This window comes from Thermocoleostomius sinensis A174, assembly GCF_026802175.1.
Lineage (GTDB): Bacteria > Cyanobacteriota > Cyanobacteriia > Elainellales > Elainellaceae > Thermocoleostomius > Thermocoleostomius sinensis.
On the sequence record NZ_CP113797.1, the window covers coordinates 3,745,489 to 3,768,538 of the forward strand.

Here is a 23,050-nt window from a genome sequence, read left to right on the forward strand (position 1 = left end):
TGTGCGCTACCCAACATGATTTGCTGTCTCAATCCTCGTTGCCCAACTCCCCTCAACCTAGATCACGTGACCCATTGCCAAGCGTGCGGCAAACCTATGCACCTACTGCGAGGACGATATCGCACGGTGCAACCCTTGGGACAAGGTGGTTTTGGCAGAACCTATTTAGCGTTAGATGAAGATCGGTTAAATAGCCGCTGCGTCATCAAACAGTTCTCGCCACAGGTACAGGGCGAACAATCGCTAGAAAACGCAATTCGCTTGTTTAATCAAGAAGCAGTGCGCCTCCATGAACTGGGTGAACATGCGCAAATTCCTACCTTGTTAGCTTATTTTGAACAAGATGGATTTCTTTACTTGATTCAGCAATTTATTGAAGGGCACAGTTTATTACAAGAGATGCGACAACAGGGGTCCTTCAATGAACGGCAAATTCGTAATGTTTTATCCGAGCTATTACCCATTCTGCGGTTTATTCATCGTCACCAAGTCATTCACCGGGATATTACTCCCAATAATGTCCTGCGTCGTCCCGATGGACGATTAGTGTTAATTGATTTTGGCGTGGCCAAACAGCTTGCCGATGAACCGACGATCGAAGCTGGAACACGAGTAGGAACAGAAGGTTATGCCCCAATGGAGCAGTTTCGCGGCGGTAAGGCATTCCCGGCTAGCGACCTTTATAGTTTAGGGGCAACCTGTTTGCACTTAATGACGCAAACTCGACCCGATACTTTCTATGATCCGTTAAGCGGTCGCTGGACTTGGCGAGAGCACCTTCAACAGACCGGCTACATGATCAGCGATCAATTGGCGCATATTTTGGATCATTTACTCAAAGATTGGGTGGGAGAACGGTATCAGTCGGCCGATGAGGTCATGCGCGATCTCAACGCCGATTCATTTTTGCCCGCCACCCGATCGCCCAACCTTCCTCCAATTTCGTCTTCTCCAAAACCGTTGCCGCCTAGTGGGTCTCCGTCTTGTCCTCCCGTGCGTACTTCTAATCCACCTTCCCACCCACCCATTGCACCCCCCTCTGTTCCTCCGCCGATATCCCGTCCTCCTGGAACATCAGGAACGCCTGCTTCGGGACGGGCGCTCAGTCGATCGCTGCGGTGTTTGCATACCCTAGTGGGACACAGGTCTTGGGTTACGTCAGTAGCGGTTCATCCTAAGGAGCAGTTAGTTGTCAGCAGCAGCCTAGATGACACCATTAAACTCTGGAATCTTCAAACTGGCGAAGAACGGACAACGCTGATAGGACACTCTAAGGGAGTCAATACGATTGCTATCAGTCCTGATGGTAAACGGCTACTCAGCGGTAGTGATGACTATACACTCAAGGTGTGGAACTTGCACAACGGCAGCTTGTTGGGAACCTTGCACGGCCATGCTCGCGATGTGAATGCTGTTGCCATTAGCCCCGATGGCAAATTGCTCGTCAGTGGCGGGGAAGATCGCACTATTCGCCTGTGGAGTGCCACGACTGGAGCGTTGCTGAAAACGCTGCCTGGGGTGGGTATGATTAAAGCCATTGCCATCAGCCGGAATGGCTGCATCTTGGCCAGTGGTGGATTAGATAACAAGATCAAGCTCTGGAGTTTGCAAACTGGAGAACAATTGAGAACCTTGGTTGGTCATACCAATTCGGTGAATGCGATCGCGTTTACACCCGATGGGCAATGGCTCCTCACGGGAAGTAAAGATAAAACCGTGCGGTTGTGGAATGCGCAGACAGGAGAACTGTTCCGAACCTTTAGCGATCACATTCGAGAAGTCAGCGCTGTCACGGTTACACCGAATGGCAAAACGCTGATCAGCGGCAGCAGTGATACTACGATCAAGCTGTGGGACATGGCTACGGGTAAAGTCACCTATACTTGGACAGATCATGCAGATACGGTGAATGCGATCGCCCTTAGTCCCGATAGTAGGTTGTTAGTAAGTGGTAGTTCTGACAAAACCATCCGTATTTGGCAATTGCCACCAGTCTAACTAGCCTCTTGGTTCTGGTTCATAGGCTCTAAGCTGGGAGGCTCGGTCGCTGTAGAGGGCATCTTTGGCGAAAAGGGCAATCGTTCTAGCGGCAACGATACCTGCGAATTTAATGGCGGCTTTATCTGATGCAAGCTATCCAGCAAAGCACGACATACTGCTGGATCAGTTTCTCGATTCAGCATCAGTCGAAAACAGTCGGTTAAGTCCGCCACCGACAAAGGGGCCGATACTCCGTGAATGACCGCTTCCCGATCGTCAGTGGCCACTACGGACTGTTGCCGAACCCATTGCGTTAACCGCCGTACAGCCAGGAGACGTTTCAGAGCATCTGCATCTGATAACTCGTTTAGCAGCCGCTCTACAGTCCGATGACTTGCATGAGGAGTCGCCGAAGAATCGCCAGTTTCGCACCGAGTCACACGATCGATTGTTTGCCATCCCAACAGTACCAACACTGCTGTTGTAGCCATTCCCTGCAAAATCATGCCTTTAGCAACCCAGGAGCCATGAGTTTCGATCCACAGCGCGAGCGAAACATAGGTGCCCACACTGACAACGACTCCACTGCAAAGCGCAACTGTGACTGGACGCAAGGATGGGTGCCAAAGTCGCCATCTAATTGACAAATGCCACTGGCCTTGATAAATCAAATAAACTCCAACCAGTGCGCCCAATCCTGCACCACTCGATACTACCAATTGCCAGTTCCAAATACATAGCAACAGCCCGATCGCGAGGCACAACAACCAGCCTCTTTTTTGCTCAACCGCTTCAGTTACACGATTGAACGATTTAGAATGCCACAGGGAATCGAATTGGTGTCCAACTTGATTCGCCCATCGTTGCCATTGTGGAAAAGCCTGTGTCACAACGCTCTATCTGCCAACAAACTAAACGATACAACCACTCGCCATGCAGGTTTTCAGTGAGTTACCTTGAGCATACCAAGCTTCCCTATCCTACCTCCCAACCCCACACCTCCCAACCTATCTCAGCCTATGTCCACCTACAACTTGATTTATGCTGTAGTACGGCAAATTCCGAGTGGTAAAGTGGCTACCTATGGACAAGTCGCTGAACTTGCCAACCTACCAAGACAAGCGCGTTTGGTTGGCTATGCTCTCTACAAAGTAGACCCGCAATCGCCCGATATTCCGTGGCATCGAGTCATTAATGCAAAAGGAGAAATCTCTACCTCTCCCTTTCGCTATGGCACAGAATATTTGCAGCGATCGCTCCTGGAACAAGAAGGCATTGAATTTAGCCCCGATGGCAAAATAAACCTTCACCGCTATCGCTGGCAACCAGATTGGCAACCAGACATGCGAGAAGGATGGGAAGAGCGAGTGGGACGCGGCGGAGCTAGCCAACTTTGAACCTCGGCCGAAAATAAGACAAGCCTTGCCCGGTAGCTGAACCGAGACCGATGGTCAGCACCACTGAAAGCAAGCGCGATCGCAATTGTTAAGGCAGCCGCATGGAGGATGAAGACACCATGCATAACCGTCGAGCGTATCATGAAATCCTGGCAGGGAACAGCTTACCCTTGTTATACGGCGAGTGAGCGTAGCTAAAACAATTAAGCCAATGAGATGTAACGAAACGAAAAATAATGCAACCTTACTTTGCAACTTTTTAGTTGTGCCTCTATTCTATTCCCTATCTGCATTGACGCAACAGATAGGTCAATCAGCCTCCTTGATGATTGAAATTAGGCGTTGAAATCATCAAAATCATCATTCGGCAGTTTGATCATTGAAAATTCTCAAGATTAACAATTGTGTAGTTAATTGCTCCAAAATTCTCTCGTTTAACGCTTAAACTACTCCTCATTGTGTAAAGAAACCTGTACATTAGACAGGATAGCTTTCGTTAAAAACACGATACATGGTTGACCTCACCCCTGGAACAACCTCGTTGATTTCCACAATTTCAACAATGCCTATCTTTCCTATTGCTTTTCCAATTCCTTTGCTGGCTGCGGCCGAAGCTCAAGCTGGGCCAACTATTCTGGCAGGTGTATTACTCAGTTTAGTAGTCATCTACTTATCCTCCAAGCTAATCGGAGAACTGTGTGCTCGCATTAACCTTCCTCCTGTGTTAGGTGAACTAATTGGAGGGGTAGTGGTTGGAATTTCTGCCTTGAATTTACTGGTTTTTCCAGCAGAAGGCGGAGAAGCCCATTCAATGATTCTGAGTTTTCTGCAAACAACAGCAGGACTAGTTCCTGAAGTCACGCCCCATGTTGCCGATTCAATTCATGAAGTGATTTCAGTCCTCTCCGAAATTGGCGTCATTATCCTGCTATTTGAAATTGGATTAGAGTCTGATCTTGGAGAACTGATTCGAGTAGGTCCACAGGCAGCGGCCGTGGCGATCGTGGGAGTGGTTGTTCCGTTTGCGTTAGGCACAACGGGGCTAATTGCTCTATTTGGCGTACCAGCCGTACCAGCCATTTTTGCAGGAGCCGCGCTGACAGCAACCAGTATCGGAATTACAGCCAAGGTACTCTCCGAAATTCAGCGTTTAACTTCCCGGGAAGGACAAATTATCATCGGCGCAGCGGTATTAGATGATGTCCTGGGGATTATTGTTTTGGCTGTTGTATCGAGCTTGGCTAAAACCGGAGAAATTGTCATCGCCAATGTGATTTTTCTGATTGTGGGCGCTACGGTATTTTTGGTGGGTTCTATTTTAATTGGACGATTCCTCAGCCCCTATTTTGTGGCACTGGTCGATCGCCTAAAAACTCGAGGTCAGTTAATTTTACCGGCGCTAATTTTTGCCTTTGTACTGGCCTACATTGGAGCCGCGATTCAACTGGAAGCCATTTTAGGAGCCTTTGCCGCAGGGCTGGTGTTGGCAGAAACAGATAAGCGCAAGGAAATCGAAGAACAGGTGATTCCCATTGCCGACATGTTAGTCCCCATCTTCTTTGTGGTAGTGGGTGCACAAACCGATGTCAGTGTATTAAATCCATTTAATCCGGCCAATCGCGAAGGATTAATTATCGCCACCTTTTTGGTGATGGTGGCCATCATCGGTAAAGTGGTCACTGGGTTAGCGGTCTTCGGACAAGAGAAGGTGAATCGATTGGCGATCGGCATTGGCATGATTCCACGAGGTGAAGTGGGCTTGGTGTTTGCCGGAGTCGGAGCCGCAACGGGGGTTCTATCCGAGTCGCTTAACGCCGCCATTATCGTGATGGTAATTTTGACCACGTTCTTGGCTCCACCACTGCTACGCTTGGTTTTCCAGGAAGCACCTGAAGGCATGGAAACGCTGCAAGAGTCAGACTAGTCCCATGTTGCCAAGATTAAGAAATGACATGCTTGGGCAGGGGAAAGGCAAAACTCATCATTTGCACTAACTGATTCCGCGATTATGGTTTCCTTGAGAAAGTTTGTGCTAGACTCATCGCTCATGAATATGCTCTATAGGTAGAGTAAGATTCAGCAACGGTTCTATGTGTCACCAGCGCATGGTTCTACTGTCAATGAGTTTGACCAACGGCTGCTGTCTTCTCCAGAGGGTTTATTCTTCAGCCAGAGTGGGCGATCGTTTAGCTGTCCTCTGGGTACTTTGGACAAACGAAAGCAGCGCCTATAATTTTGCCAACCGAGTTCCCTACTGCTCTTACGTGTTTCGAGCTTTTGCTGATGCAGATTCCAGTCTCTAACCATTCTTCACCTGAAAGTCCACAGTCCATGTCGTTGTCTCAGGTTGTTGAGCCTACAGTTGTCCCTGGGGGGATGAATCATGCTCGCCACAATGCCAATGTTCAATTTCCCATCGTTGCTTCTACTGAACGACAACGAGCCAGAATTGGAATTTTTGACAGCGGCGTGGGTGGACTCACCGTGCTAAGAGAGGTCTACCGTCAACTGCCCAACGAATCGATCCTTTACTTTGGCGATACGGCCCGCCTTCCCTATGGCATTCGATCACAGGCAGAAATTCTACAGTTCGTCCGCGAAATCTTAAATTGGATGCTACAACAGGGCGTCAAGATGGTGATTATGGCCTGTCACACCGGATCGGCTCTGGCCCTAGAGACCGTACGATCGGAGTTCCCGATTCCCATCTTGGGCGTCATTTTGCCAGGAGCCCGAGCCGCCGTACAGCAGGGCAAGCGCATTGGGGTGATTGCCACCCCGGCCACCGCCAAAAGCAACGCCTTTCGCCAGGCCATTTTGGAAATTAATCCGGCGGTAAATGTTTGGCAGGTTGGCTGTCCAGAGTTTGTACCGCTAGTTGAAAATAATCGCATTCATGATCCCTATACCTACCGAGTCGCCAAGGAGTACTTGCAGCCCTTACTAGAACAGCAAATTGATACTCTGATCTATGGCTGTACCCACTACCCCCATCTAGCTCCGGTGATTCGATCGATCCTACCGCGATCGGTACGGTTGCTAGATCCGGCGGTGCATGTGATTCAAGCCGCCGCTCAAGAATTGGAACTATTGGGACTACGCAATACTCGTGCCGCCTTACCAACTCAGTTTTATGTCAGTGGATGCGCTACTACATTTGCTCAATTATCGGTGCAGTGGCTAGGTTGTGTTCCCAGTGTAGAACAGGTTAATATTACCGACTTATCCCAGGTTGTGCGGTGACAGATGCTTGGCCAAAAACAGCAAGCGAATCATAGTCTAATTCATCGAATAATTCATTCAAAGAATATTCCTACAATTTCACTTGCTGTGTTATGAGTATTGACTGAATCTTTAACAGGAAGGTAGATCAAGTCAAATTCTTGACGATCGTTGAGCTAATCGTAGAAGGAGATACACTGCCAGCACATATCCAGTCGCCAGAATAGGAATGATAAAAGGAATGGGGTCGTAAGCCATAGTGCAGATCCAAGCAGAAGATAAGAGGGCTAGGTAGCAGAATGCAGTGGAGTTTCAAAACTCACACAACAATGCACGCACAGAACCGTAGGCAGAAACACAGACAAACTAAATGGATGCCTGAACGACAAAGCTCCCAGCACCTTAGCCTGAGGCAACTGACACTGAGCCTCTACAGAGTTGTGGCGATGTCAGGAACACCAATACCCAACCCAAGCTTCGATCGCAATCAAAGCTTGCTCAGCCAACAGAGAACGGATAAGCCTCTCAAACTGAGAAGTGTCTCGCTCTCATACCGTCGCATCAGCACCTCAAGACCTTACTGCTCTACCCGCGCTGAATGTATGAAATTTTGAAATCCTTAGTTATAGACTAACACATTGATTCCTGCTTCGAGGGGGTATTTCCGTACTTTTTGCAGGTTTTTTTAGTCGTCAATATTAGATAAGTATAAATCGCTAGATTCGCGCCCTGCTGCGATTGAAGGATAAATCAATTCTCACCGTTTCTAAACCTTACTGAGGGATAGAAGCCGTCTAACGTTTTGTTTTTTGTATAAAAGATAACAGTATGCCAAAGCGGGCTAGAAAATCAGGGTGACAGATTGATCGATCGGATTGATCGATCGGTAATTATTCAATTCTTGTTCACTAAAAACTAAGATGAGGCGGAAACAGACTAAGATTTTTTGAACCGACTAATTTCGTATAAAACTCTTGCTGAAGGGCAGAAAACGGTGTTTTTGACCGATCGCTCGTTGCAGCTATTTAAAAACTCCGAGGAAGACATGCGCCTGATGTCGGAGCGTTAGCTTAGAATAAGTGTAAGATTATGTAAAATTTCGTAACTTAACGCCAGAGTCAGCTTATCCATGACCTCAGCCACCTCGCTCTTCTCCTCGATTGAAGCAGATTTGCGTCTACTCACAGAGAACCTCAAGCAGTTAGTTGGTGCTCGTCACCCCATACTCTATGCCGCTGCCGAGCATTTATTTGGAGCGGGAGGAAAACGGCTGAGGCCCGCGATCGTCCTGCTAATCTCGCGAGCGACCATGCCAAACCAAGATATTACACCAAAGCATCGTCGGTTAGCAGAACTGACAGAGATGATCCACACAGCTAGTTTGGTGCATGATGACATTATTGATGAATCGGAGTTGCGGCGCGGCGTTCCCACGGTTCATACCAGCTTTGGCAATCGCGTTGCGGTTTTAGCAGGGGATTTCCTGTTTGCTCAAGCGTCTTGGTATCTGGCTAATTTGGACAATTTAACGGTGGTGAAGCTGCTCTCGGAAGTCATCAAAGACTATGCCGAGGGCGAGATCCAGCAGGGGTTAAATCGCTATGATACTCAGTTGTCGATCGACGCCTATTTAGAGAAAACCTACTATAAAACGGCCTCACTGATGGCTAATAGCTCCAAAGCGGCGGGGGTATTGAGCGGTGTTTCACCAGAGATGGCAATCAAGCTGTATGACTATGGGCGTCATATCGGCTTAGCCTTTCAAATTGTCGATGATATTCTCGACTTCACCGGATCGAGCGACTCACTCGGGAAACCAGCCGGGTCTGATTTGAAAAGCGGCAATCTCACCGCCCCGGTGCTGTATGCACTAGAAGAAAAGCCATATCTGGAAACGTTGATTGAACGGGAATTTGCCCAAGCGGGAGATCTCGAGCAAGCCCTTGCGTTGGTTGAAGATAGCCAGGGAATTAATCGATCGCGGCAATTGGCTTCCCATCATGCGCAACAAGCCGTGCAGAGCCTGACCGATTTACCGCCGTCTGACTGTCGGCAAGCCTTGATTGAGTTAGCAGACTATGTGTTAAGTCGGCTCTATTAAGCGCTGATTCAAATTCTCTGTAGGGTAGGCAACTACTCTATATAATCCAAGAGTTGCTAGGTAAATCGGCGTTGCTGAATTCAGGTATGATTTGCCAACCTTGCTCCCAACTGTCAAGACGATTCGCAAAACGCCCTGACGAGATTCATCCATCCGATCAGCAACGCCGGTAAATCTACTGTCCTGGAGCGGCTAGATTACGAAACTGCGTAAATTGTGGATCGAACAATAATTTCACCGTTCCTACCGGGCCATTACGGTGCTTAGCAATGATTACTTCGGCTAAGCCGCGATCGGGGGTGTCGGGGTCGTAATAGTCCTCGCGGTACAACATCATGATCAAATCGGCGTCTTGTTCGATCGAACCACTTTCGCGTAAATCCGACATCATGGGGCGTTTGTTGGTGCGTGATTCCACTCCTCGGCTCAGTTGCGACAGGGCAATGACCGGAACGCTCAATTCACGGGCTAATCCTTTCAGCGATCGTGTAATTTTCGAGAGTTCTTGTACGCGATTGTCGCCGCCGCCTTCCATAAGTTGCAAGTAATCAATCAACACCAACCCCAACACGCCACCGTTCTCTGCTTGTAAGCGCCGTGCCTTCGATCGCATTTCCATCACCGAAATATTTGGCGTATCGTCGATGAAGATCGGCAAGCGCGACATAAAATCGATCGCCGATCCCAAGGCTTCCCATTCATGCGGGCTAATCCGCCCCGAGCGCAGGCGACCGCTTTCAATCCGCGATTCACTGGCTAGCAGGCGATACACTAACTGTTCTTTCGACATTTCTAGGCTGAAAATGGCGATCGGCAGTTTTTGAAAGGCCGCAATGTTGCGAGCAATATTGAGAACAAGGCTAGTTTTTCCCATTGCGGGGCGGCCAGCGGCAATAATTAAATCCGATCGCTGAAACCCTTGCGTCATTGCATCCAGGTCATAAAAGCCGCAGGCAATTCCTGGCGTCACCAGTCCCAAATGGCGCTGCTCAATATCCGAAAATGTCTGGGTCAGAATATCTGCTGTGGCCATCAGTCCTGGCCCGGTTCGTACTTGGGTAATGTTGAAGATTTTCTGCTCAGCCTGATCCAGAATTTTTTCCAGAGAAGCCGTATTATCGTAGGCTAGTTGTGCGACATCCGTACCCACATGGATCAGCCGACGCCGCAGATATTTCTCTGTAACTAACTGCGCATACTGGTCAATATTGACAGCGCTAATGGTGCGATCGACCAAGTCTGCCAAGCGCCCTTGTCCACCCACTTTATCCAGCAAGCCATGATCATGCAGCCAACTGGTGACACTCATCAGATCGGTGGGGCGACCTTGAGTTTGCAGGGTTAAAGCCGCTCGATAAATTTCCTGATGCGCACTAATATAAAACGCTTCCGGGCGCAAAATCTCCATCACTCGCCCGATCGCCTCTGGATCTAACAGAATGCCTCCCAAAATGGCTTCTTCTGCATCCACATTTTGAGGTGGCAGGCGATCGTTATATCCCTGAAAGTTAAGTTCTTGCACCATAAAAGGTTTAAGGGTTGAGGATTAGAGTGGCGAGAAACGAATAGAAAGAAATTGGTACAAAAATACTATAAACTGAGTTGTGCTGTGTATTGTAGCGTGCCAGCCGTTCAGTTTTTCGGGTTAGTGGCAGAATGTTTTAGATTCTTAAGTCAGTTGTTCAGATACGATTAACCTTTGAAGGAGTCTACTGGCACGATCGGTGTAGAGATGCCTCTCGTTATCCTGCTTCCACAAAGGCTTTGACGGCTTCGGCAACGACGCTGGCAACAGGATTTTTGAAGATGTAATCCAAAATTTGTTTGATGGCTTCTACCCCTCCGGCTTTGGTGGCTTGCAGGAGACGATCGCGGAATTGGGGGTTGCGGTTGGCTTCCCGTTTGACGGCTTCGATCTGGCGTTCGGTGGGGCTGGGGTAGGTTTGGGCGAGTTGGGCAAGGAGTTGCTGAATTTTGGCGGCGGCTTCGGCAAGGTCTTGTTCCTGAGCGTAGATGTTCATATCACCCTCAACGTTGCCAGCGGCGGCATTGACGGGGGCGTTGAAATTCATTTGAACTGTGGGTTTGGGTTTAGGTTGATTGGTCATGAATTAAGTTTCTGGGGGAGTTTCTAATCTAACTTTTTGAATATCGGTGAGGTCAAGGGTCAAGAGAGCAGTGGTTTTGCCATCTGAGCGAATGAATTCGACTTCAAAGGTTTGCCCATTTGGGTAGCAGTGAACCACTGCACCGCGATCGCCCGTTTTCAGTCCATGTTCCTGAACGTTATGGGTGAGGGTAACGACATCGAGTTCCTGAATTACTGTGTCCAGTCTCTGAATCATGGGTTGACCTCATAATGGGTAGGCAGTAACAAAACGAGGAATGCTGGCTCCGTTATCGATAATCCAAACGGTACGCAAGTGGACGGTTCACTTCTTGGGGAGTGGCGATTTTGCCTTCAATGATGTATTTCACGCCATGCGGTGTGTGGATAATTTCTTGAACGTCTTCAGCGTAGGCGATCGCTAAGAGTGCTTGTTCTACGCATAGCGACATTCTCTTCGTTGAAACCAATGGCTCTCAGCAGCTTGGCTGCTCAACAGTACATGATCCGCTGCATACTTGCGAATTCCGTCCAACACCGAAAACCGCTCAATTTTCTCCTGCTGCTCCCGGACTCCCTCCTGCTTCGGCTCTTTTCGCTCCACCGTTTGTGCCATCAATTCAAACTGAAACGGCATAGTTCATCTCACCGATGCAGGTTCCGGCTCTGGTTTCTCCTGCTCGATCGCATCCGTCAGCGTATACAGTCGCCACCAATCTCTGTAATAAGTAGACACCACCGATGCAAATATTCGCCCCAGTTTGGAGAACCTGCCATCACCCATGCAAAAACCTAGATTAGGTCGATTCTAATCCAGGTCATGGGGAATTTCCTTGGGTCGTTTTGTCAACCTCGTGCAACAGGATCGAGTTTCCCCCTCGATCCTTGATACAGTCCCTAGTTGAGGGGAACTACCTGAATATCAACGGTAGCGGTAACGTCTGGATGCAACTTGATGTCTACTTTATAGGTTCCTAGTTTGTGAATGTCGGGAACGGTGATACCACGGCGATCGATTTCCAGCCCGGTTGCCGACTGAATCACATCTGCCACATCTTGATTGGTGACCGTACCAAAAATGGCATCCTTTTCACCTGCTTGCTTCGAGATGGCCAGCTTGCCTGCCTTCTCCAGTGCAGCTTTTTGCGCTTCTGCTTCTTTCTTCAGTTCGAGCAGTCGTTGCCGTTCCTCTTCCCGACGGCGTTCAACCTGCTTCAAAATTCCTGGAGTGGTATGTACTGCCAAGCCTTGCGGCAGCAAATAATTGCGGGCATATCCTGGAGCCACCTCTACTAAGTCACCCGTGCGACCGAGTTTGCTAACGTCCTGTCTGAGGACTAGTTGAATACGCTTTGCCATGAGTCGTTCCCTATTGTGCGTTTGGCGGAGTTAATCTTGTGTGAATAGCCAGTCTACAATCGTAGCGAACTGTGTTGGACGATCGCAACCTTCTGTTGCGCTTGAGTTCGTGCAACTGCAATCGGAAGCTGTTGCTGGGGAATGGAGATAAGAGGAGGCTATTTCTTATAGTCAGTCTGAAACTCACGTCATACTACAATCTCTACTTCAATGCCTTCTCCTGCACCGAGATCATAGGTGTCATGGTCGGTGATATTAGTGTCGCTTAGCTCTAAATTGTAAAATTCGATCGCCTCCTGCTCAAAATACGGGCCGGCATGCCATGTCCCTTGTTCGAGCTTAATGAAGCAGTTACCAGGCACACGGAACGCCGCAATGTCGTCAATCACGGGTTGATTGGACTGCCCGGGTGGAGCCACTGCAATTAACCATTCTTGCCCTGCCAGTGAACCTAGACATTGCGTACAGCGTTGATGGCGAGTCATACGAGAAAATTTTCGTCCTCGGTGATGCAGCCGCATGATATAGAAACGCGGTGTGCCCTGATCGAGACATAGCTGGGCGTCGTCTGCATCGTAAGGTTTGCCATCGGCACTGGCGAAGATCACCTGACCATACGGACGAAACGTGTCTGGGGTGATAGGCTGAGCCACTCGTTTAACGATCGTGGAGGAAGACATAGGAGGAAGGAGGAAAAAAAGATAAGAGAGGAAGAATTAAGGGCAAAGCTATTGACGTTATTGACTTTTTAAGTTGCGCCAGTCTTTGGCAATGAGATCAATCCCATAGAAGCGTTGCCAAAAGACATCAACCAACCGGGTTGGCAACACTTTTGTCATCATCCAAACCGCAAACTTTCCGCCAGTTGCCGCTACATAGCGAGGTTTGGGACGCCGAGCGGATATGGCTTTGAGGACGACTTCTGCCACTTGTTCAGGCGTCCAAGCTTGGCGATCGACCTGTTGTTCCAACCCTTGAAGCTTACCAAAGGCAGCGCGGTACGGTGTCTGAGATGGATCGGAGACAGCTTGCTCCACCGACGTTCTAGCAACACCAAAAAAGTCTGTGCGTACGGGTCCTGGTTCAATGACGCTGACGGAGATATTGAATGGCTCAAGTTCCATCCGCAGCGCATCGCTCAATCCTTCTAGGGCAAACTTCGAGGCACTGTATAGCCCACCTAGGGGAAAGGCGGTGCGACCCGCAATCGAACTGATATTGATGATTCGTCCGCCTCCTTGGGAGCGCATGACCGGAATCAAGCTCCGAATGAGGGCAATTGGTGCGAGTAAATTTACCTTGAACTGTTGTTGAACAGCAGCATCGGAGATTAACTCGATGGGCCCCATCTGCCCATAGCCGGCATTGTTGACCAGCACATCAACACGCCCGAACCGATCGAGCGCCGTTTGCGTTAAGGTGGACACCTGCTCAGATTGGGTCAGATCTGCCACCACCACCAAGACTTCCGCCCCCGCCTGACGACAACGAGTAGCGAGCGTTTCTAATTTATCTTGACTACGAGCCGTTAGAATCAGTCGAATGCCTGGAAACCGAGCAGCCAGCAATTCAGCCAAGGCTGCGCCAATTCCAGCCGAGGCTCCGGTAATGAGAATAACCTGTTCTGCGATCGAGGAAGACATGAAATATCAGAAAGAAAAAGAATATGCTTCAAAAAAAGGAAGAGCATTGTGATGCGATCATATATCTATTTGCATGGGTTCGCGTCTAGCCCTAGTTCGACAAAAGCTCAATTCTTGAACCATCAGTTTCAGCAGCATGGTCTATGCCTTACCATCCCAAACCTCAATCAGCCCGACTTCTATAGCCTGACTCTGTCGCGGCAACTTCAGCAAGTTGCAACCATACTGCCCACTGATACGCCTGTAACGTTGATTGGATCTAGCTTTGGTGGATTGACGGCTGCGTGGTTAGGAGAGCGTCATCCTCAAATCGATCGTCTAGTGTTGCTTGCCCCTGCCTTCCAATTTCTCAACCATTGGCTTCCAAAATTAGGAGCGGCTCAAGTTGAACAATGGCAAAAGAACAATGCCCTACTGACCTATCACTACGGCGAGCAACGCCAGATGCCCATCAGCTATCAGCTTGTGACAGATATAGCTCAATATGATGAATCGGGATTACAACGATCGGTTCCTACCTTAATTTTGCATGGACAGCAGGATGAAGTGATTCCCATTCAGTCCAGCCGCTCCTATGCCGCCTTACGTCCTTGGGTCAGCTTGGTTGAACTCGACAGCGATCATAGCCTTAGCAACGCGCAAGCAGAAATTTGGCAAGCCATTTGCCACTTTTGTCATCTCGACGATCAGCGCGATCGCAAGATCACCGTATCCTAGAGACAAGTCATCCATCCCTTATTTTCGTTCCTCATCCTTTAGTCTTCCCCCATGCTGCCTTTTCTCCGTCCCGATTTAGCTCAGTTGGTTGCCTATACTCCTCATCCCGGTAGCATTGAGAGTTCAGATTCCTCTGGAATCAATGCGGCAACGCCGATTGATCGCTTGGACACGAACGAAAATCCCTTCGACCTCCCCGATGATTTGAAACAGAAATTGGCGTGGACGTATCAACAAGCAATTGAATCGAATCGCTATCCCGATGGTGAACATGGGGCGCTGAAGCAAGCGATTGCAGAGTATGTGGCGGAAACTGGGGAAGACACTCGTTTTGTGACGCCAAATCACATTTCGATCGGCAATGGCTCAGATGAGTTGATTCGGTCATTGCTGATTGCGACATGTGTGGGGGGGGCTGGAGCGGTGTTAGTGGCGCACCCAACTTTTTCCATGTATGGAATTTTGGCCCAAACCTTGGGCATTCCGGTGATGACCGTTGGCCGCTCTCCAACAACGTTTGAAATCGATCTATCAGCGGCAAAGACCGCCCTCAGCCAAACTGAAGCACCGATACGAGTCGTGTTTATGGTGCATCCCAATTCCCCGACTGGCAATCCATTGACCGCCGCCGAATTATCCTGGTTACGATCGCTGCCAGACCATGTTTTGGTGGTGATTGACGAAGCCTATTTTGAATTTAGCCAGCATACAGTGCTCAGCGAACTTCAGTTTCGATCGAATTGGGTCATTTTGCGCACCTTCTCGAAAGCCTTTCGCTTGGCGGCCCATCGCATAGGGTATGCGATCGCGCATGGGGAGTTGATCACAGCCCTGGAAAAGGTGCGATTGCCATACAATTTGCCTGCTACGACTCAAGCAGCGGCGCAGTGGGCCCTGACGCATCGCCAGACTTTGCTAAAGGTGGTTCCCCTGCTGCAATCAGAACGAGAGGCTCTGTTTCAAACCTTAGCAGCGCATCCACGGCTTCAGGTGTTTCCCAGTGATGCCAATTTTCTGTTTGTTCAACTCGCTGCAACGGTCGCAGATGCTTGGAACTGTGCTCCAGATGCTGCCCTTGATCGACTATTTCTGCAACTGAAAGCTCAGGGAACCCTGATTCGCAAAACAGGAAATGGCTTGAGAATCACCGTGGGTCGTCCTGAAGAAAATCAACGCACGATCGATCGCCTTCTCCAGCTTTTGCCAAGCTAATCGCTGGTCACTCCAAACTGCTGATGGGACGATAGTGTGAAGAGAGGATGAAGCGAATCAGAAGTTCCCCCCTGCGTCTGGACATGGGTCAGACCGTCCGTTTTTTCTCTAGTAGCGCTCAATTCACCCATAGCTTGAGGATTGGCACTAGGACTAGAGTTTGAGGCTAAATCGTTAGCGCATCCGGAGGAGAGTCTCCTTCAGCCAAAAGATGTAAATCCCTGATCGGTGCTGGAAGCAACCAGGAGAACTGAACTATAATTCAAAGTGTAAGAATTACACCTTCTTGGGAGGTGCAGCTATGGCAGTTAAGCTATCTTTGGCACTTGGTCTTGCTATTTCAGTGCTGGCAATGCCGAAAGCAATCACCTTCCTGCAACGAATCAGCCACTTCAGCGTTCAACAGCATCAACAATCCCTTACAGGTGAAGTCAAAGTTGAACCGGATCATTATGAAATGGCTCCGGAGTGTGATCCGGTTAATGATCCTTCTAGTTGTCGATCGAGCTAGTTTTATCGGGTTGCTGGGTTAGTGGTATAGGGTGAAGACATCAGACAGCACTAGCTTCTCTGCCTTGGCTAACCCTCCGGCGATCGTAAGGACATCGTAGTCACTGGTTCGGTCTGATCTGGCTGTAATCGACGACAATAGCGCCGTACCTCGCTAAGCGCATTGCTAAGTTGATTCGACTGGATTGCCGTAGGGTCATGTTGACTTGTGGTTAGGTAATCGTTCGCTAGATCACAGCCTTCTGCCAAAAACTGCGGCAGATCAAAATTATCGGTTAGCTGCCAAAGTAATACCCTGGCATCGTGACTGGTAGACGCCAACGTATCTCCTTGGGGACTAAACTTAACACTCGAGACTTCCCGGCGATGTCCGTTTAGGGTCGTAACCAAGTTGCCGTCGATCGTCCAGAGTTTGATCGAATCATCGCGGCTTGCGGAAGCAAGTAGTTGCTCATTGGGGCTAAAGTCTACTTTTAGCACTTCATCGCGGTGCCCTTGTAGGGTTTTAGCGGTCACCAGTATTCCGCTCAGGTTCCATAGTTTAACCGTATTGTCCTGGCTGGCAGAGGCTAAAACTTGACCATTGGGACTAAAGCTGACGCTATAGACTGGGCCAGTATGTTCTTGCAATGAGTGGGCTAAATTAACAGCCAGAGAATCCCCCGTTGGTTGAATCTTCCACACCCGCACAATGCCAGCTTGACCACCCGCTGCCAGCATTTGTCCATCAGCACTAAAACTGACGCTATAGGTTGGGTCTTGCGTCAGCAACGCTTTGGCGATCGTGCCACGATAGGTCTTGCCATCGGTAGTTAGCTGCCACAGTTTCACCGTTCCATCATTTCCGGCGGTTGCCAACAAGCTTCCATCGGGGTTAAAGGCTAAGCTACGCACCTTGCTTTTATGTGCTTGATGGATGCTCCCCGCCGATCGCACGGCGTAGCCTGTGGTGGTTCGCTGAAGTTGCCAAAACTTGATTGAACCATCCTGGTCTGCGGCTGCTAACAGTTGTCCATTGCCATCCATTGCGTGATGAGGGGCAAAACTGAGACTCTCGATCGAGCCTGGTTGTTTGATTGGTTCCGTCAACAGAGGGGTGCCATCATCTGTACGCCACAAGCGGATGGTTCCTTGACCACTAGAGGCCAAAATTCGACCATCTGCTGTAAAGCTGGCGTCAAACACTCGATTCGTGTGGGGCAACACTCGTACTGGGCTGTCTACGTTCCACAACCTGACCGTCTTGTCTTTACTAGAGGAGATGAGCATGTGCCCATCGTTAGAAAATTCGATGCTGAGCACTTCATCTTCGTGCCCCTCTAAGCTGTCTAGCAGCGTGCCATCCCACATCCAGAGCTTAATGGTATCATCATCCCCGGCTGTGGCGATCGTCTGACCATCAGGACTAAACTGTACACGATAGACCGAACCTAGATGCCCCCGCAGCCCGATTGAGCTTGGCTGCGATGCCCAGTTTGCATTGGTTTGAGACCATAGCCGCACCGACCCATCCTCACTAGCCGAGGCCAGCTTACTACCGTCTGGGTTAAAGGCGATTCGATAGATTCCTGCTTCATGTCCTTCTAGACGCTGAATCGGCGTAGAAGATTGCGCCGGGTTCCACAGCTTCACAACGGGATCTGCGTCTCCTGCCGACGCCAACATTTTCCCATCAGGGCTAAAGCTTACTTGCAAAACCCGGCTACCATGTTGCAGTTCTGTCACTTGATAGGTGTCAAACAAATCTTGGCTAGTCAGTACTTTGATAGTGCCTTCAGAATCTGCTGAGGCCAGCTTCTGTCCCCGTTGGCTAAATTGGCTAAAGCTGACGTTCAACACTGTGCGATCGGGTGCATGTTGCAGACTAGAGAGATACTGAAATTGCCCTGTTTCATTTCGTCGCCAAATCGTTACATTGCTGCCCGCACTAGCAGCCAGAACCTGTCCGCCCTGACTAAAACTGAGACTAAAAATGCGACTGGTTTTAGCGGAGTCCTGTTCAGCAAAAACATTGAGCGTTTGCGCCAATGCCGCTTGCCAACCCGTATCGGTATGTCGAATCTTCCAAAGATTAATCGTGCCACCATCCCCAGCCGAAGCGAGAGTATAAACATCTTGCTCTATACCCGGATTGAACAAAACTTGCACCACTGCCGCTGATTGACCAGGCATCGGTGCTTGGTCAAGACTTTGAATCAATTCGCCGCGCTGCGTCCACAGCCGCACCGTACCGTCTTCACTGGCAGAGGCAATCAGTTGACCGTCGGGACTATGAGTGACGTTGTACACCTGAGCATGATGCCCCACCAAGCGATTGCGCTCTCGTAGGGTATAGGTTTGCTGTTGCAAGGCTGTCACTACCCGCACCCGTAAGTCTGGCTCTAGCCGTTCGATCGCCCAACCCCAGCGTTCCAGTTCTTGTCCAGCTCGCAGTCCATTGACTAAAGCATCCAACTCGCGCACGCCCTCCAGCGACGACACCAGCACTTCAATTTCTCGGTTAAGCGCTTTGAACTGTCCAGCCACTGCCAGAGTTGCCAATCCCAAAAAAAACAGCATGGCGGCCAATAGGGCCCGAATACGAGCTTGACGGTTACGTTCCAGGCGGGTCAGTTCGGTTTCGGCCCGCACACTTTCATCGATGAATTCTTGCTGAAGTGGGGTAGGTAAAGGAATCGGCGGCAGCTTTTCAAACTTGCCTTCTTGTCGCCATTGTTGTTCGATCGTGCGGCCCTTTAAAAGTAACTGTTGTGCCGACACCAGTTCCGTTTTCCGCAGCAACAATTCTTCTTTGCGATCTTGGTTTTTCCACTCGATCGCTTGTAGCAATAGCCGCGTATGGGCTTTGACATAATCCAAATCTGTATTAACAGCCCGAATTAGATTGGAAACCGTTGTGCCAATTTTTTCAAACGTATCGCAATACAACCAGTTATAGCGTTTGATAGTCGCTAAAGCTGGCACATGATTAAAGCGCTCACGATCGTAGTTGCGTCTCCAGACAACAGCGATAATGCGTTTATTATTATTAACTGCTCTTGTCACCTCATCTTGACAATAAGGTGAGGCGATCGAATCGGGACTAATAACCAACAGAAACGTATGGGCTTTTTCAATCCCTTCTTGAATTTCTTGTCGCCAATCGGCCGCAACGGGAATATTTTCCCAATCCACCCAAAGATTTAATCCTGCAACCCTTAGGCGAGCACAAAGTGCTTCTACAAATTTTCGATCTTTGCGGGAATAGGATACAAAAATATCTGGTTGTTCTGGATTTAAATGTTTTCCAGAAGCACGAATACTTTCATCTAGGTATCGTCGTTGCAATGGGGTCAGATACGGCTTGCGTTCTTTATTTTGATCAAACCATTGCTTTACTGATTCTAAATCGGCTCCATACAACAAAAAATCCGATTTTCGCTCGCCTTCATACCATTCAATTACGCGATCGAGTAAGCGTTGATGAATATGGATATGCAGAATATTTTTAGCAATATCCTCAAACTTTTCGGTTAAATCATCCAGTTCGATTGAATCAATTACAATCCAAGTAATATCGCGTGCCCGGAACACATCAGGGATCAAGTCTGGCTCAACAGGTTGATACAAAACAGGAACCAAGCGCTTTTGGTATTGAATTGCAAGTTCAAGCTCTGCCTGATTGCGCTTTGAGTCAATCGACTTAGGGCTAATAATGAACACAAAAACATCAGCATTTTTGATTCCTGATTCAATATACGTCCAGGACTCTGGCATATCTGACTTTAAGCCAGGTGGCAAATCCTGCGTATCAATCCACGGATCACGGCTAAGTTTAATAATTGCTTTCTCTAATCGTTTAGCCACAAAATCATCGTGTGGCGAGTAGGAAATAAAAATGTCGTTCTCACGTGGGCTGTAGATTGGCTCAAAAATTTCAGACATGAACGATGGGGCTATGATTAAGGCTATTTAACGTGATTCAAATCATTACATTCGTCTTCCAGCGTGGCACATCCTGATAATGTTGACCGATTCCGCTAGGATTGCTTTTAAGACGTTGTGTTTCTTGATGAAATCTTAAGGATGACAAGGGGATTCCTCATTGCGCGATCGGGTGCGATACCATCCTTAATAATGTAAGCAGCAATACAAGACTATGGAGCAAGAGTCTCTACCAACAGAGGTTATTTTGAGCCACCCGCGCCAAACGATCGGAAATGTCCATTTAGACTGGAATCCGCAGCCGGGGGCTTACCTCGATCTTGAGGGCAAAACCTATGCAGTCTTAGAGCGACGACATCGATACCAATTTAAGTTTGGCAAATATCATCTGCAAAAGATTGCACTGTATGTACAGTCTGCGCAGCGTCCATTGGAACGCAGCCTAGTGGATGGGCATTGGGTGATTGGCGATGCAACCTGTCTCTATAATGCCAATTCTGAATTAGTACGGTGTGCGGTAAATCCGTCTGGGCCGTGTGAGGGTTGCCGATTTTATGAGAAGGGAGTTGGGGAATCGGGAATCGGGAATCGAGAGTAGGGAATCGAGAATCGGGAATCGAGAATCGGGATAGCTTATCCCACTTATCTACTCCCTGTTAGCTTCTAGCCTTGCTTTTCATCCTTCATCCGTGCCCCAGCGTTTCACCAATCTGCAATCGCGTGCCGTTGACGAAATCCCATCCTTGTTGCGATCGTTTGCCTGCCAGTTGGGCTTCTTGCAGCAGTAGGGCACCTTGTCCGGTTTGTACGACGGCTCCGTGTCCTTTTAGCAGCGCTACGATGGTTCCTGGAGCAGCGGCGGTTATATCGGTTGCGTCCCAGGCTTGTTGAATTGATTGTAAGGTCGCTGTGGAAGACAAATTTGCGCCTTCTAGGGGAACAGTGGCGGTAATTTTTAAGGGTGTGTTGCGTAGGGTGGTAACGCAGTTAGGGTAGAAGCCCCGAATTTGGTTATGCAATGCGAGGGCCGATCGCGTCCAGTCGAGTTGGTAATCTGACTTTTGAATCAACGGGGCATAGGTGGCTTGTTCGTTGTCTTGGGGGATCGCGTCGATCGTGCCTTGCTCTAGCCCCAACAGCGTCTCGACCAGCAAATCGGCGGCTTGTGTTGACAGAGTTTTGGCAACATCTAGGGCATTGTCTAGCAGGGCGATCGGCGTCGTAGCTTTCAGCAGCATCGCTCCGGTATCCATGCCCGCATCCATCAGCATGGTAGTGATACCCGTTTCTGTCTCGCCGTGGTAAAGGCTCCACTGAATGGGGGCGGCTCCGCGATATTTCGGCAACAGCGACCCATGGGCATTAATGCAGCCCAAACGAGGCATATCCAAGATTTCTTGCGACAGGATTTGCCCATAGGCCACCACCACAAAGGCATCTGCCTGAGACGAGCGCAACTGCTCCAATGCCTCCTCTTCTTTCTTAACCCGACGCGGCTGCCACACCGGAATCTGATGCGCCAGTGCGATCGTTTTCACCGGAGACGGCGATAAATCATTTCCGCGTCCACGTCGCTTATCGGGTTGTGTCACAACCGCCAGCACCTCAAACTCTGGATGAGCGAGCAACCGTTCCAAACTAGGCACCGCAAATTGGGGAGTACCGAAGAAAACAAGACGCATTGGCAGAAACGTAGATAACGGATGAAACGTAAAGGCCACGAGGCCAAAGAACAAAAAGGAATAGACGGGTATGTAAATGAAGAATACGCTATTCCCGATTCCCGATTCCCAACTCCCGAGCCTGATTGCCTAACTCGGATCAATGATGATTTCAATGCGGCGATTGCGCTGATGATTGATGGCGCTGGTATTTTCTACCAACGGCAGGCTACTGCCATAGCCAACTGTCACCCACTGATACCCCTCTCCAAGTTGGTTAGAGAGATACTGAGTAACGGCCGTGGCTTGCTCGAAGGAACGAGTGCGATCGCCCTGCGTCGATCCCTGGCTGTCGGTATGTCCAATCACGCGGATAGTGGCGTTGGGATAGCGCTGCAAATCAGCAATAATGCTATCTAAAATCGCGCTAGTTTCAGGACGGAGGGCATTTTCAGGCGTGAATAGTGCATCACTAGGCAACGTCACCTTCAAGAGTTCACCGTTGGCGATCGTACTGGTGCTAGGCGGGATCAATCCTGCTTCTGGAGCGGCGTCGGAGACTGCAACAGGCGGGGCAGTAGGATCAAGACGCTGCTGAATTGTTTGCAGGCGCTGTTCTATAGAGGCGTCAGTGGTCGGTGTGCCAACGCGAGTTTCTAGGCTGGCCGTGCGGTTATTGAGTTGCTGTAGATCAGTTTGCAGTTGGGCCAGTTCGGTTTGCACCTGCTGACGATCGGCTTCGGGCAATTGCAGCGGCGGCAGGGTAGTGATCGGTGGAGCCGGTAATGAGGGAGACGGGGAGACCGCATCAGAGGCTGCGATCGGCCGCCCCGATTCCTGATTCCAAACGTCTGGCAGCCTGGTGACGCTTTGCCAAAACGCCTGAGAACCCCGCAATAGCCGCTCTACTAACGGCGGCTCTTGAATTTGCCCCGGATAGAATTGAGCAACGGCAATACCTAGTAAACCAGCGATACTGCCCGATACACCCAACAACAGCAGCCGAAAGATGAACGTTAACACCGATCGACCACGACCCGGCGATGGGCGCTTTACAGGTCGTTGAGTAGGAACAGTTGGGGGAGTTGAGGATTGGGTCATACTCACCTCATAGTGCATCGTTGCCTTCCTGATGATGCTATCTCAAGTTGCACCAAAATCTGAATTTTGACTCAAAATTGGAACGCAGCCGATCGATCATTAAAACCTGGTGTACA

Annotated in this window: 23 protein-coding genes; 10 read left to right on the plus strand and 13 right to left on the minus strand. The window is 49.4% G+C overall.

Annotated elements, in window-relative coordinates:
* Window positions 1–15 precede the first annotated feature (15 nt).
* Complete coding sequence (locus OXH18_RS16210) at window positions 16–1,998, plus strand: protein kinase domain-containing protein (RefSeq protein ID WP_390904333.1); 1,983 nt, start codon at window positions 16–18, stop codon at window positions 1,996–1,998.
* Here OXH18_RS16210 and OXH18_RS16215 read toward each other — a convergent pair.
* Window positions 1,995–2,870, minus strand: coding sequence for a hypothetical protein (locus OXH18_RS16215; RefSeq protein WP_268608140.1), 876 nt, complete (start codon window positions 2,868–2,870; stop codon window positions 1,995–1,997). The two genes, OXH18_RS16210 and OXH18_RS16215, sit on opposite strands and share 4 nt — an antisense overlap.
* A 129-nt stretch (window positions 2,871–2,999) precedes the next feature.
* On the opposite strand from OXH18_RS16215, the gene OXH18_RS16220 reads away from it, so the two are divergent.
* The 5 genes from OXH18_RS16220 to sds all read left to right on the plus strand — a co-directional run bounded on the left by OXH18_RS16220 (window position 3,000) and on the right by sds (window position 8,700).
* A complete protein-coding gene (locus OXH18_RS16220) occupies window positions 3,000–3,377 on the plus strand; it encodes an MGMT family protein (protein ID WP_268608141.1) in 378 nt (125 codons plus the stop codon).
* Window positions 3,378–3,939: 562 nt separating this feature from the next.
* Window positions 3,940–5,301 carry a cation:proton antiporter gene (locus OXH18_RS16225; protein ID WP_268608142.1) on the plus strand — a complete coding sequence of 454 codons (1,362 nt, stop codon included), beginning with the start codon at window positions 3,940–3,942 and terminating at the stop codon, window positions 5,299–5,301.
* Window positions 5,302–5,469: 168 nt separating this feature from the next.
* Window positions 5,470–5,610 (plus strand): hypothetical protein, encoded by a 141-nt coding sequence (locus OXH18_RS16230; protein ID WP_268608143.1) that lies wholly within the window; start codon window positions 5,470–5,472, stop codon window positions 5,608–5,610.
* A gap of 143 nt (window positions 5,611–5,753) precedes the next feature.
* Entirely contained in the window at window positions 5,754–6,620 is an 867-nt protein-coding gene (gene murI, locus OXH18_RS16235) for a glutamate racemase (RefSeq protein ID WP_315874740.1), read from the plus strand.
* Window positions 6,621–7,728: 1,108 nt separating this feature from the next.
* Window positions 7,729–8,700: a solanesyl diphosphate synthase gene (sds, locus tag OXH18_RS16240; RefSeq protein ID WP_268608145.1), complete on the plus strand. Its 972-nt coding sequence runs from the start codon at window positions 7,729–7,731 to the stop codon at window positions 8,698–8,700.
* Window positions 8,701–8,875: 175 nt separating this feature from the next.
* Here sds and dnaB read toward each other — a convergent pair whose 3' ends face one another.
* The 9 genes from dnaB to OXH18_RS16285 form a co-directional block, all read right to left on the minus strand.
* The gene (gene dnaB, locus OXH18_RS16245) at window positions 8,876–10,225 is read right to left on the minus strand and encodes a replicative DNA helicase (RefSeq protein ID WP_268608146.1); all 1,350 of its coding nucleotides are present in this window, start codon (window positions 10,223–10,225) and stop codon (window positions 8,876–8,878) included.
* A gap of 217 nt (window positions 10,226–10,442) precedes the next feature.
* On the minus strand, window positions 10,443–10,808 hold the full coding sequence (locus OXH18_RS16250; RefSeq protein ID WP_268608148.1) for a hypothetical protein: 366 nt from the start codon (window positions 10,806–10,808) through the stop codon (window positions 10,443–10,445).
* Between the two features lie 3 nt (window positions 10,809–10,811).
* On the minus strand, window positions 10,812–11,045 hold the full coding sequence (locus OXH18_RS16255; RefSeq protein WP_268608149.1) for a DUF4926 domain-containing protein: 234 nt from the start codon (window positions 11,043–11,045) through the stop codon (window positions 10,812–10,814).
* A gap of 52 nt (window positions 11,046–11,097) precedes the next feature.
* Window positions 11,098–11,259: a hypothetical protein gene (locus OXH18_RS16260; RefSeq protein WP_268608150.1), complete on the minus strand. Its 162-nt coding sequence runs from the start codon at window positions 11,257–11,259 to the stop codon at window positions 11,098–11,100.
* Window positions 11,244–11,444, minus strand: coding sequence for a hypothetical protein (locus tag OXH18_RS16265; RefSeq protein ID WP_268608151.1), 201 nt, complete (start codon window positions 11,442–11,444; stop codon window positions 11,244–11,246). The genes OXH18_RS16260 and OXH18_RS16265 overlap by 16 nt, the downstream gene beginning before the upstream one ends.
* Window positions 11,445–11,447: 3 nt before the next feature.
* Window positions 11,448–11,591: a hypothetical protein gene (locus OXH18_RS16270; protein WP_268608152.1), complete on the minus strand. Its 144-nt coding sequence runs from the start codon at window positions 11,589–11,591 to the stop codon at window positions 11,448–11,450.
* Window positions 11,592–11,704: 113 nt separating this feature from the next.
* Window positions 11,705–12,166, minus strand: coding sequence for a 50S ribosomal protein L9 (rplI, locus tag OXH18_RS16275; RefSeq protein ID WP_268608153.1), 462 nt, complete (start codon window positions 12,164–12,166; stop codon window positions 11,705–11,707).
* A 188-nt stretch (window positions 12,167–12,354) separates the two neighbouring features.
* Window positions 12,355–12,846, minus strand: a complete 492-nt coding sequence (locus tag OXH18_RS16280) for an ureidoglycolate lyase (RefSeq protein WP_268608154.1) — start codon at window positions 12,844–12,846, stop codon at window positions 12,355–12,357.
* Window positions 12,847–12,903: 57 nt separating this feature from the next.
* Window positions 12,904–13,809, minus strand: a complete 906-nt coding sequence (locus tag OXH18_RS16285) for an SDR family NAD(P)-dependent oxidoreductase (RefSeq protein WP_268608155.1) — start codon at window positions 13,807–13,809, stop codon at window positions 12,904–12,906.
* 51 nt (window positions 13,810–13,860) lie between these two features.
* Between OXH18_RS16285 and OXH18_RS16290 the strand changes: the two genes are divergently transcribed.
* From OXH18_RS16290 to OXH18_RS16300, 3 genes are all read left to right on the plus strand, one after another.
* The gene (locus OXH18_RS16290) at window positions 13,861–14,526 is read left to right on the plus strand and encodes a YqiA/YcfP family alpha/beta fold hydrolase (RefSeq protein WP_268608156.1); all 666 of its coding nucleotides are present in this window, start codon (window positions 13,861–13,863) and stop codon (window positions 14,524–14,526) included.
* A gap of 51 nt (window positions 14,527–14,577) precedes the next feature.
* Window positions 14,578–15,738, plus strand: coding sequence for a histidinol-phosphate transaminase (locus OXH18_RS16295; RefSeq protein WP_268608157.1), 1,161 nt, complete (start codon window positions 14,578–14,580; stop codon window positions 15,736–15,738).
* 301 nt (window positions 15,739–16,039) lie between these two features.
* Window positions 16,040–16,249 (plus strand): hypothetical protein, encoded by a 210-nt coding sequence (locus OXH18_RS16300; protein ID WP_268608158.1) that lies wholly within the window; start codon window positions 16,040–16,042, stop codon window positions 16,247–16,249.
* Window positions 16,250–16,317: 68 nt separating this feature from the next.
* Here the strand turns inward: OXH18_RS16300 and OXH18_RS16305 are convergent, their stop codons facing one another.
* Window positions 16,318–20,172 (minus strand): TIR domain-containing protein, encoded by a 3,855-nt coding sequence (locus OXH18_RS16305; RefSeq protein ID WP_268608159.1) that lies wholly within the window; start codon window positions 20,170–20,172, stop codon window positions 16,318–16,320.
* A gap of 214 nt (window positions 20,173–20,386) precedes the next feature.
* Here OXH18_RS16305 and OXH18_RS16310 point away from each other — a divergent pair, with 214 nt between their 5' ends.
* Window positions 20,387–20,770: a DUF6464 family protein gene (locus tag OXH18_RS16310; RefSeq protein ID WP_268608160.1), complete on the plus strand. Its 384-nt coding sequence runs from the start codon at window positions 20,387–20,389 to the stop codon at window positions 20,768–20,770.
* Window positions 20,771–20,855: 85 nt separating this feature from the next.
* Here the strand turns inward: OXH18_RS16310 and fmt are convergent, their stop codons facing one another.
* Together fmt and OXH18_RS16320 are read right to left on the minus strand one after the other, a co-directional pair.
* Complete coding sequence (gene fmt, locus OXH18_RS16315) at window positions 20,856–21,854, minus strand: methionyl-tRNA formyltransferase (protein ID WP_268608161.1); 999 nt, start codon at window positions 21,852–21,854, stop codon at window positions 20,856–20,858.
* A gap of 129 nt (window positions 21,855–21,983) precedes the next feature.
* A complete protein-coding gene (locus OXH18_RS16320; RefSeq protein ID WP_268608162.1) occupies window positions 21,984–22,952 on the minus strand; it encodes an OmpA family protein in 969 nt (322 codons plus the stop codon).
* Window positions 22,953–23,050: the final 98 nt, after the last annotated feature.

What these genes read in the sequence shown, in the direction of transcription:
- OXH18_RS16210 (WP_390904333.1), top strand. Translation starts at nt 16, where the DNA reads ATGATTTGCTGTCTCAATCCTCGTTGCCCAACTCCCCTCAACCTAGAT.
- OXH18_RS16220 (WP_268608141.1), top strand. Translation starts at nt 3,000, where the DNA reads ATGTCCACCTACAACTTGATTTATGCTGTAGTACGGCAAATTCCGAGT.
- OXH18_RS16225 (WP_268608142.1), top strand. Translation starts at nt 3,940, where the DNA reads ATGCCTATCTTTCCTATTGCTTTTCCAATTCCTTTGCTGGCTGCGGCC.
- murI (WP_315874740.1), top strand. Translation starts at nt 5,754, where the DNA reads ATGAATCATGCTCGCCACAATGCCAATGTTCAATTTCCCATCGTTGCT.
- sds (WP_268608145.1), top strand. Translation starts at nt 7,729, where the DNA reads ATGACCTCAGCCACCTCGCTCTTCTCCTCGATTGAAGCAGATTTGCGT.
- dnaB (WP_268608146.1), bottom strand. Translation starts at nt 10,225, where the DNA reads ATGGTGCAAGAACTTAACTTTCAGGGATATAACGATCGCCTGCCACCT.
- OXH18_RS16250 (WP_268608148.1), bottom strand. Translation starts at nt 10,808, where the DNA reads ATGACCAATCAACCTAAACCCAAACCCACAGTTCAAATGAATTTCAAC.
- OXH18_RS16255 (WP_268608149.1), bottom strand. Translation starts at nt 11,045, where the DNA reads ATGATTCAGAGACTGGACACAGTAATTCAGGAACTCGATGTCGTTACC.
- OXH18_RS16260 (WP_268608150.1), bottom strand. Translation starts at nt 11,259, where the DNA reads ATGTCGCTATGCGTAGAACAAGCACTCTTAGCGATCGCCTACGCTGAA.
- OXH18_RS16265 (WP_268608151.1), bottom strand. Translation starts at nt 11,444, where the DNA reads ATGCCGTTTCAGTTTGAATTGATGGCACAAACGGTGGAGCGAAAAGAG.
- OXH18_RS16270 (WP_268608152.1), bottom strand. Translation starts at nt 11,591, where the DNA reads ATGGGTGATGGCAGGTTCTCCAAACTGGGGCGAATATTTGCATCGGTG.
- rplI (WP_268608153.1), bottom strand. Translation starts at nt 12,166, where the DNA reads ATGGCAAAGCGTATTCAACTAGTCCTCAGACAGGACGTTAGCAAACTC.
- OXH18_RS16280 (WP_268608154.1), bottom strand. Translation starts at nt 12,846, where the DNA reads ATGTCTTCCTCCACGATCGTTAAACGAGTGGCTCAGCCTATCACCCCA.
- OXH18_RS16285 (WP_268608155.1), bottom strand. Translation starts at nt 13,809, where the DNA reads ATGTCTTCCTCGATCGCAGAACAGGTTATTCTCATTACCGGAGCCTCG.
- OXH18_RS16290 (WP_268608156.1), top strand. Translation starts at nt 13,861, where the DNA reads ATGCGATCATATATCTATTTGCATGGGTTCGCGTCTAGCCCTAGTTCG.
- OXH18_RS16295 (WP_268608157.1), top strand. Translation starts at nt 14,578, where the DNA reads ATGCTGCCTTTTCTCCGTCCCGATTTAGCTCAGTTGGTTGCCTATACT.
- OXH18_RS16300 (WP_268608158.1), top strand. Translation starts at nt 16,040, where the DNA reads ATGGCAGTTAAGCTATCTTTGGCACTTGGTCTTGCTATTTCAGTGCTG.
- OXH18_RS16305 (WP_268608159.1), bottom strand. Translation starts at nt 20,172, where the DNA reads ATGTCTGAAATTTTTGAGCCAATCTACAGCCCACGTGAGAACGACATT.
- OXH18_RS16310 (WP_268608160.1), top strand. Translation starts at nt 20,387, where the DNA reads ATGGAGCAAGAGTCTCTACCAACAGAGGTTATTTTGAGCCACCCGCGC.
- fmt (WP_268608161.1), bottom strand. Translation starts at nt 21,854, where the DNA reads ATGCGTCTTGTTTTCTTCGGTACTCCCCAATTTGCGGTGCCTAGTTTG.
- OXH18_RS16320 (WP_268608162.1), bottom strand. Translation starts at nt 22,952, where the DNA reads ATGCACTATGAGGTGAGTATGACCCAATCCTCAACTCCCCCAACTGTT.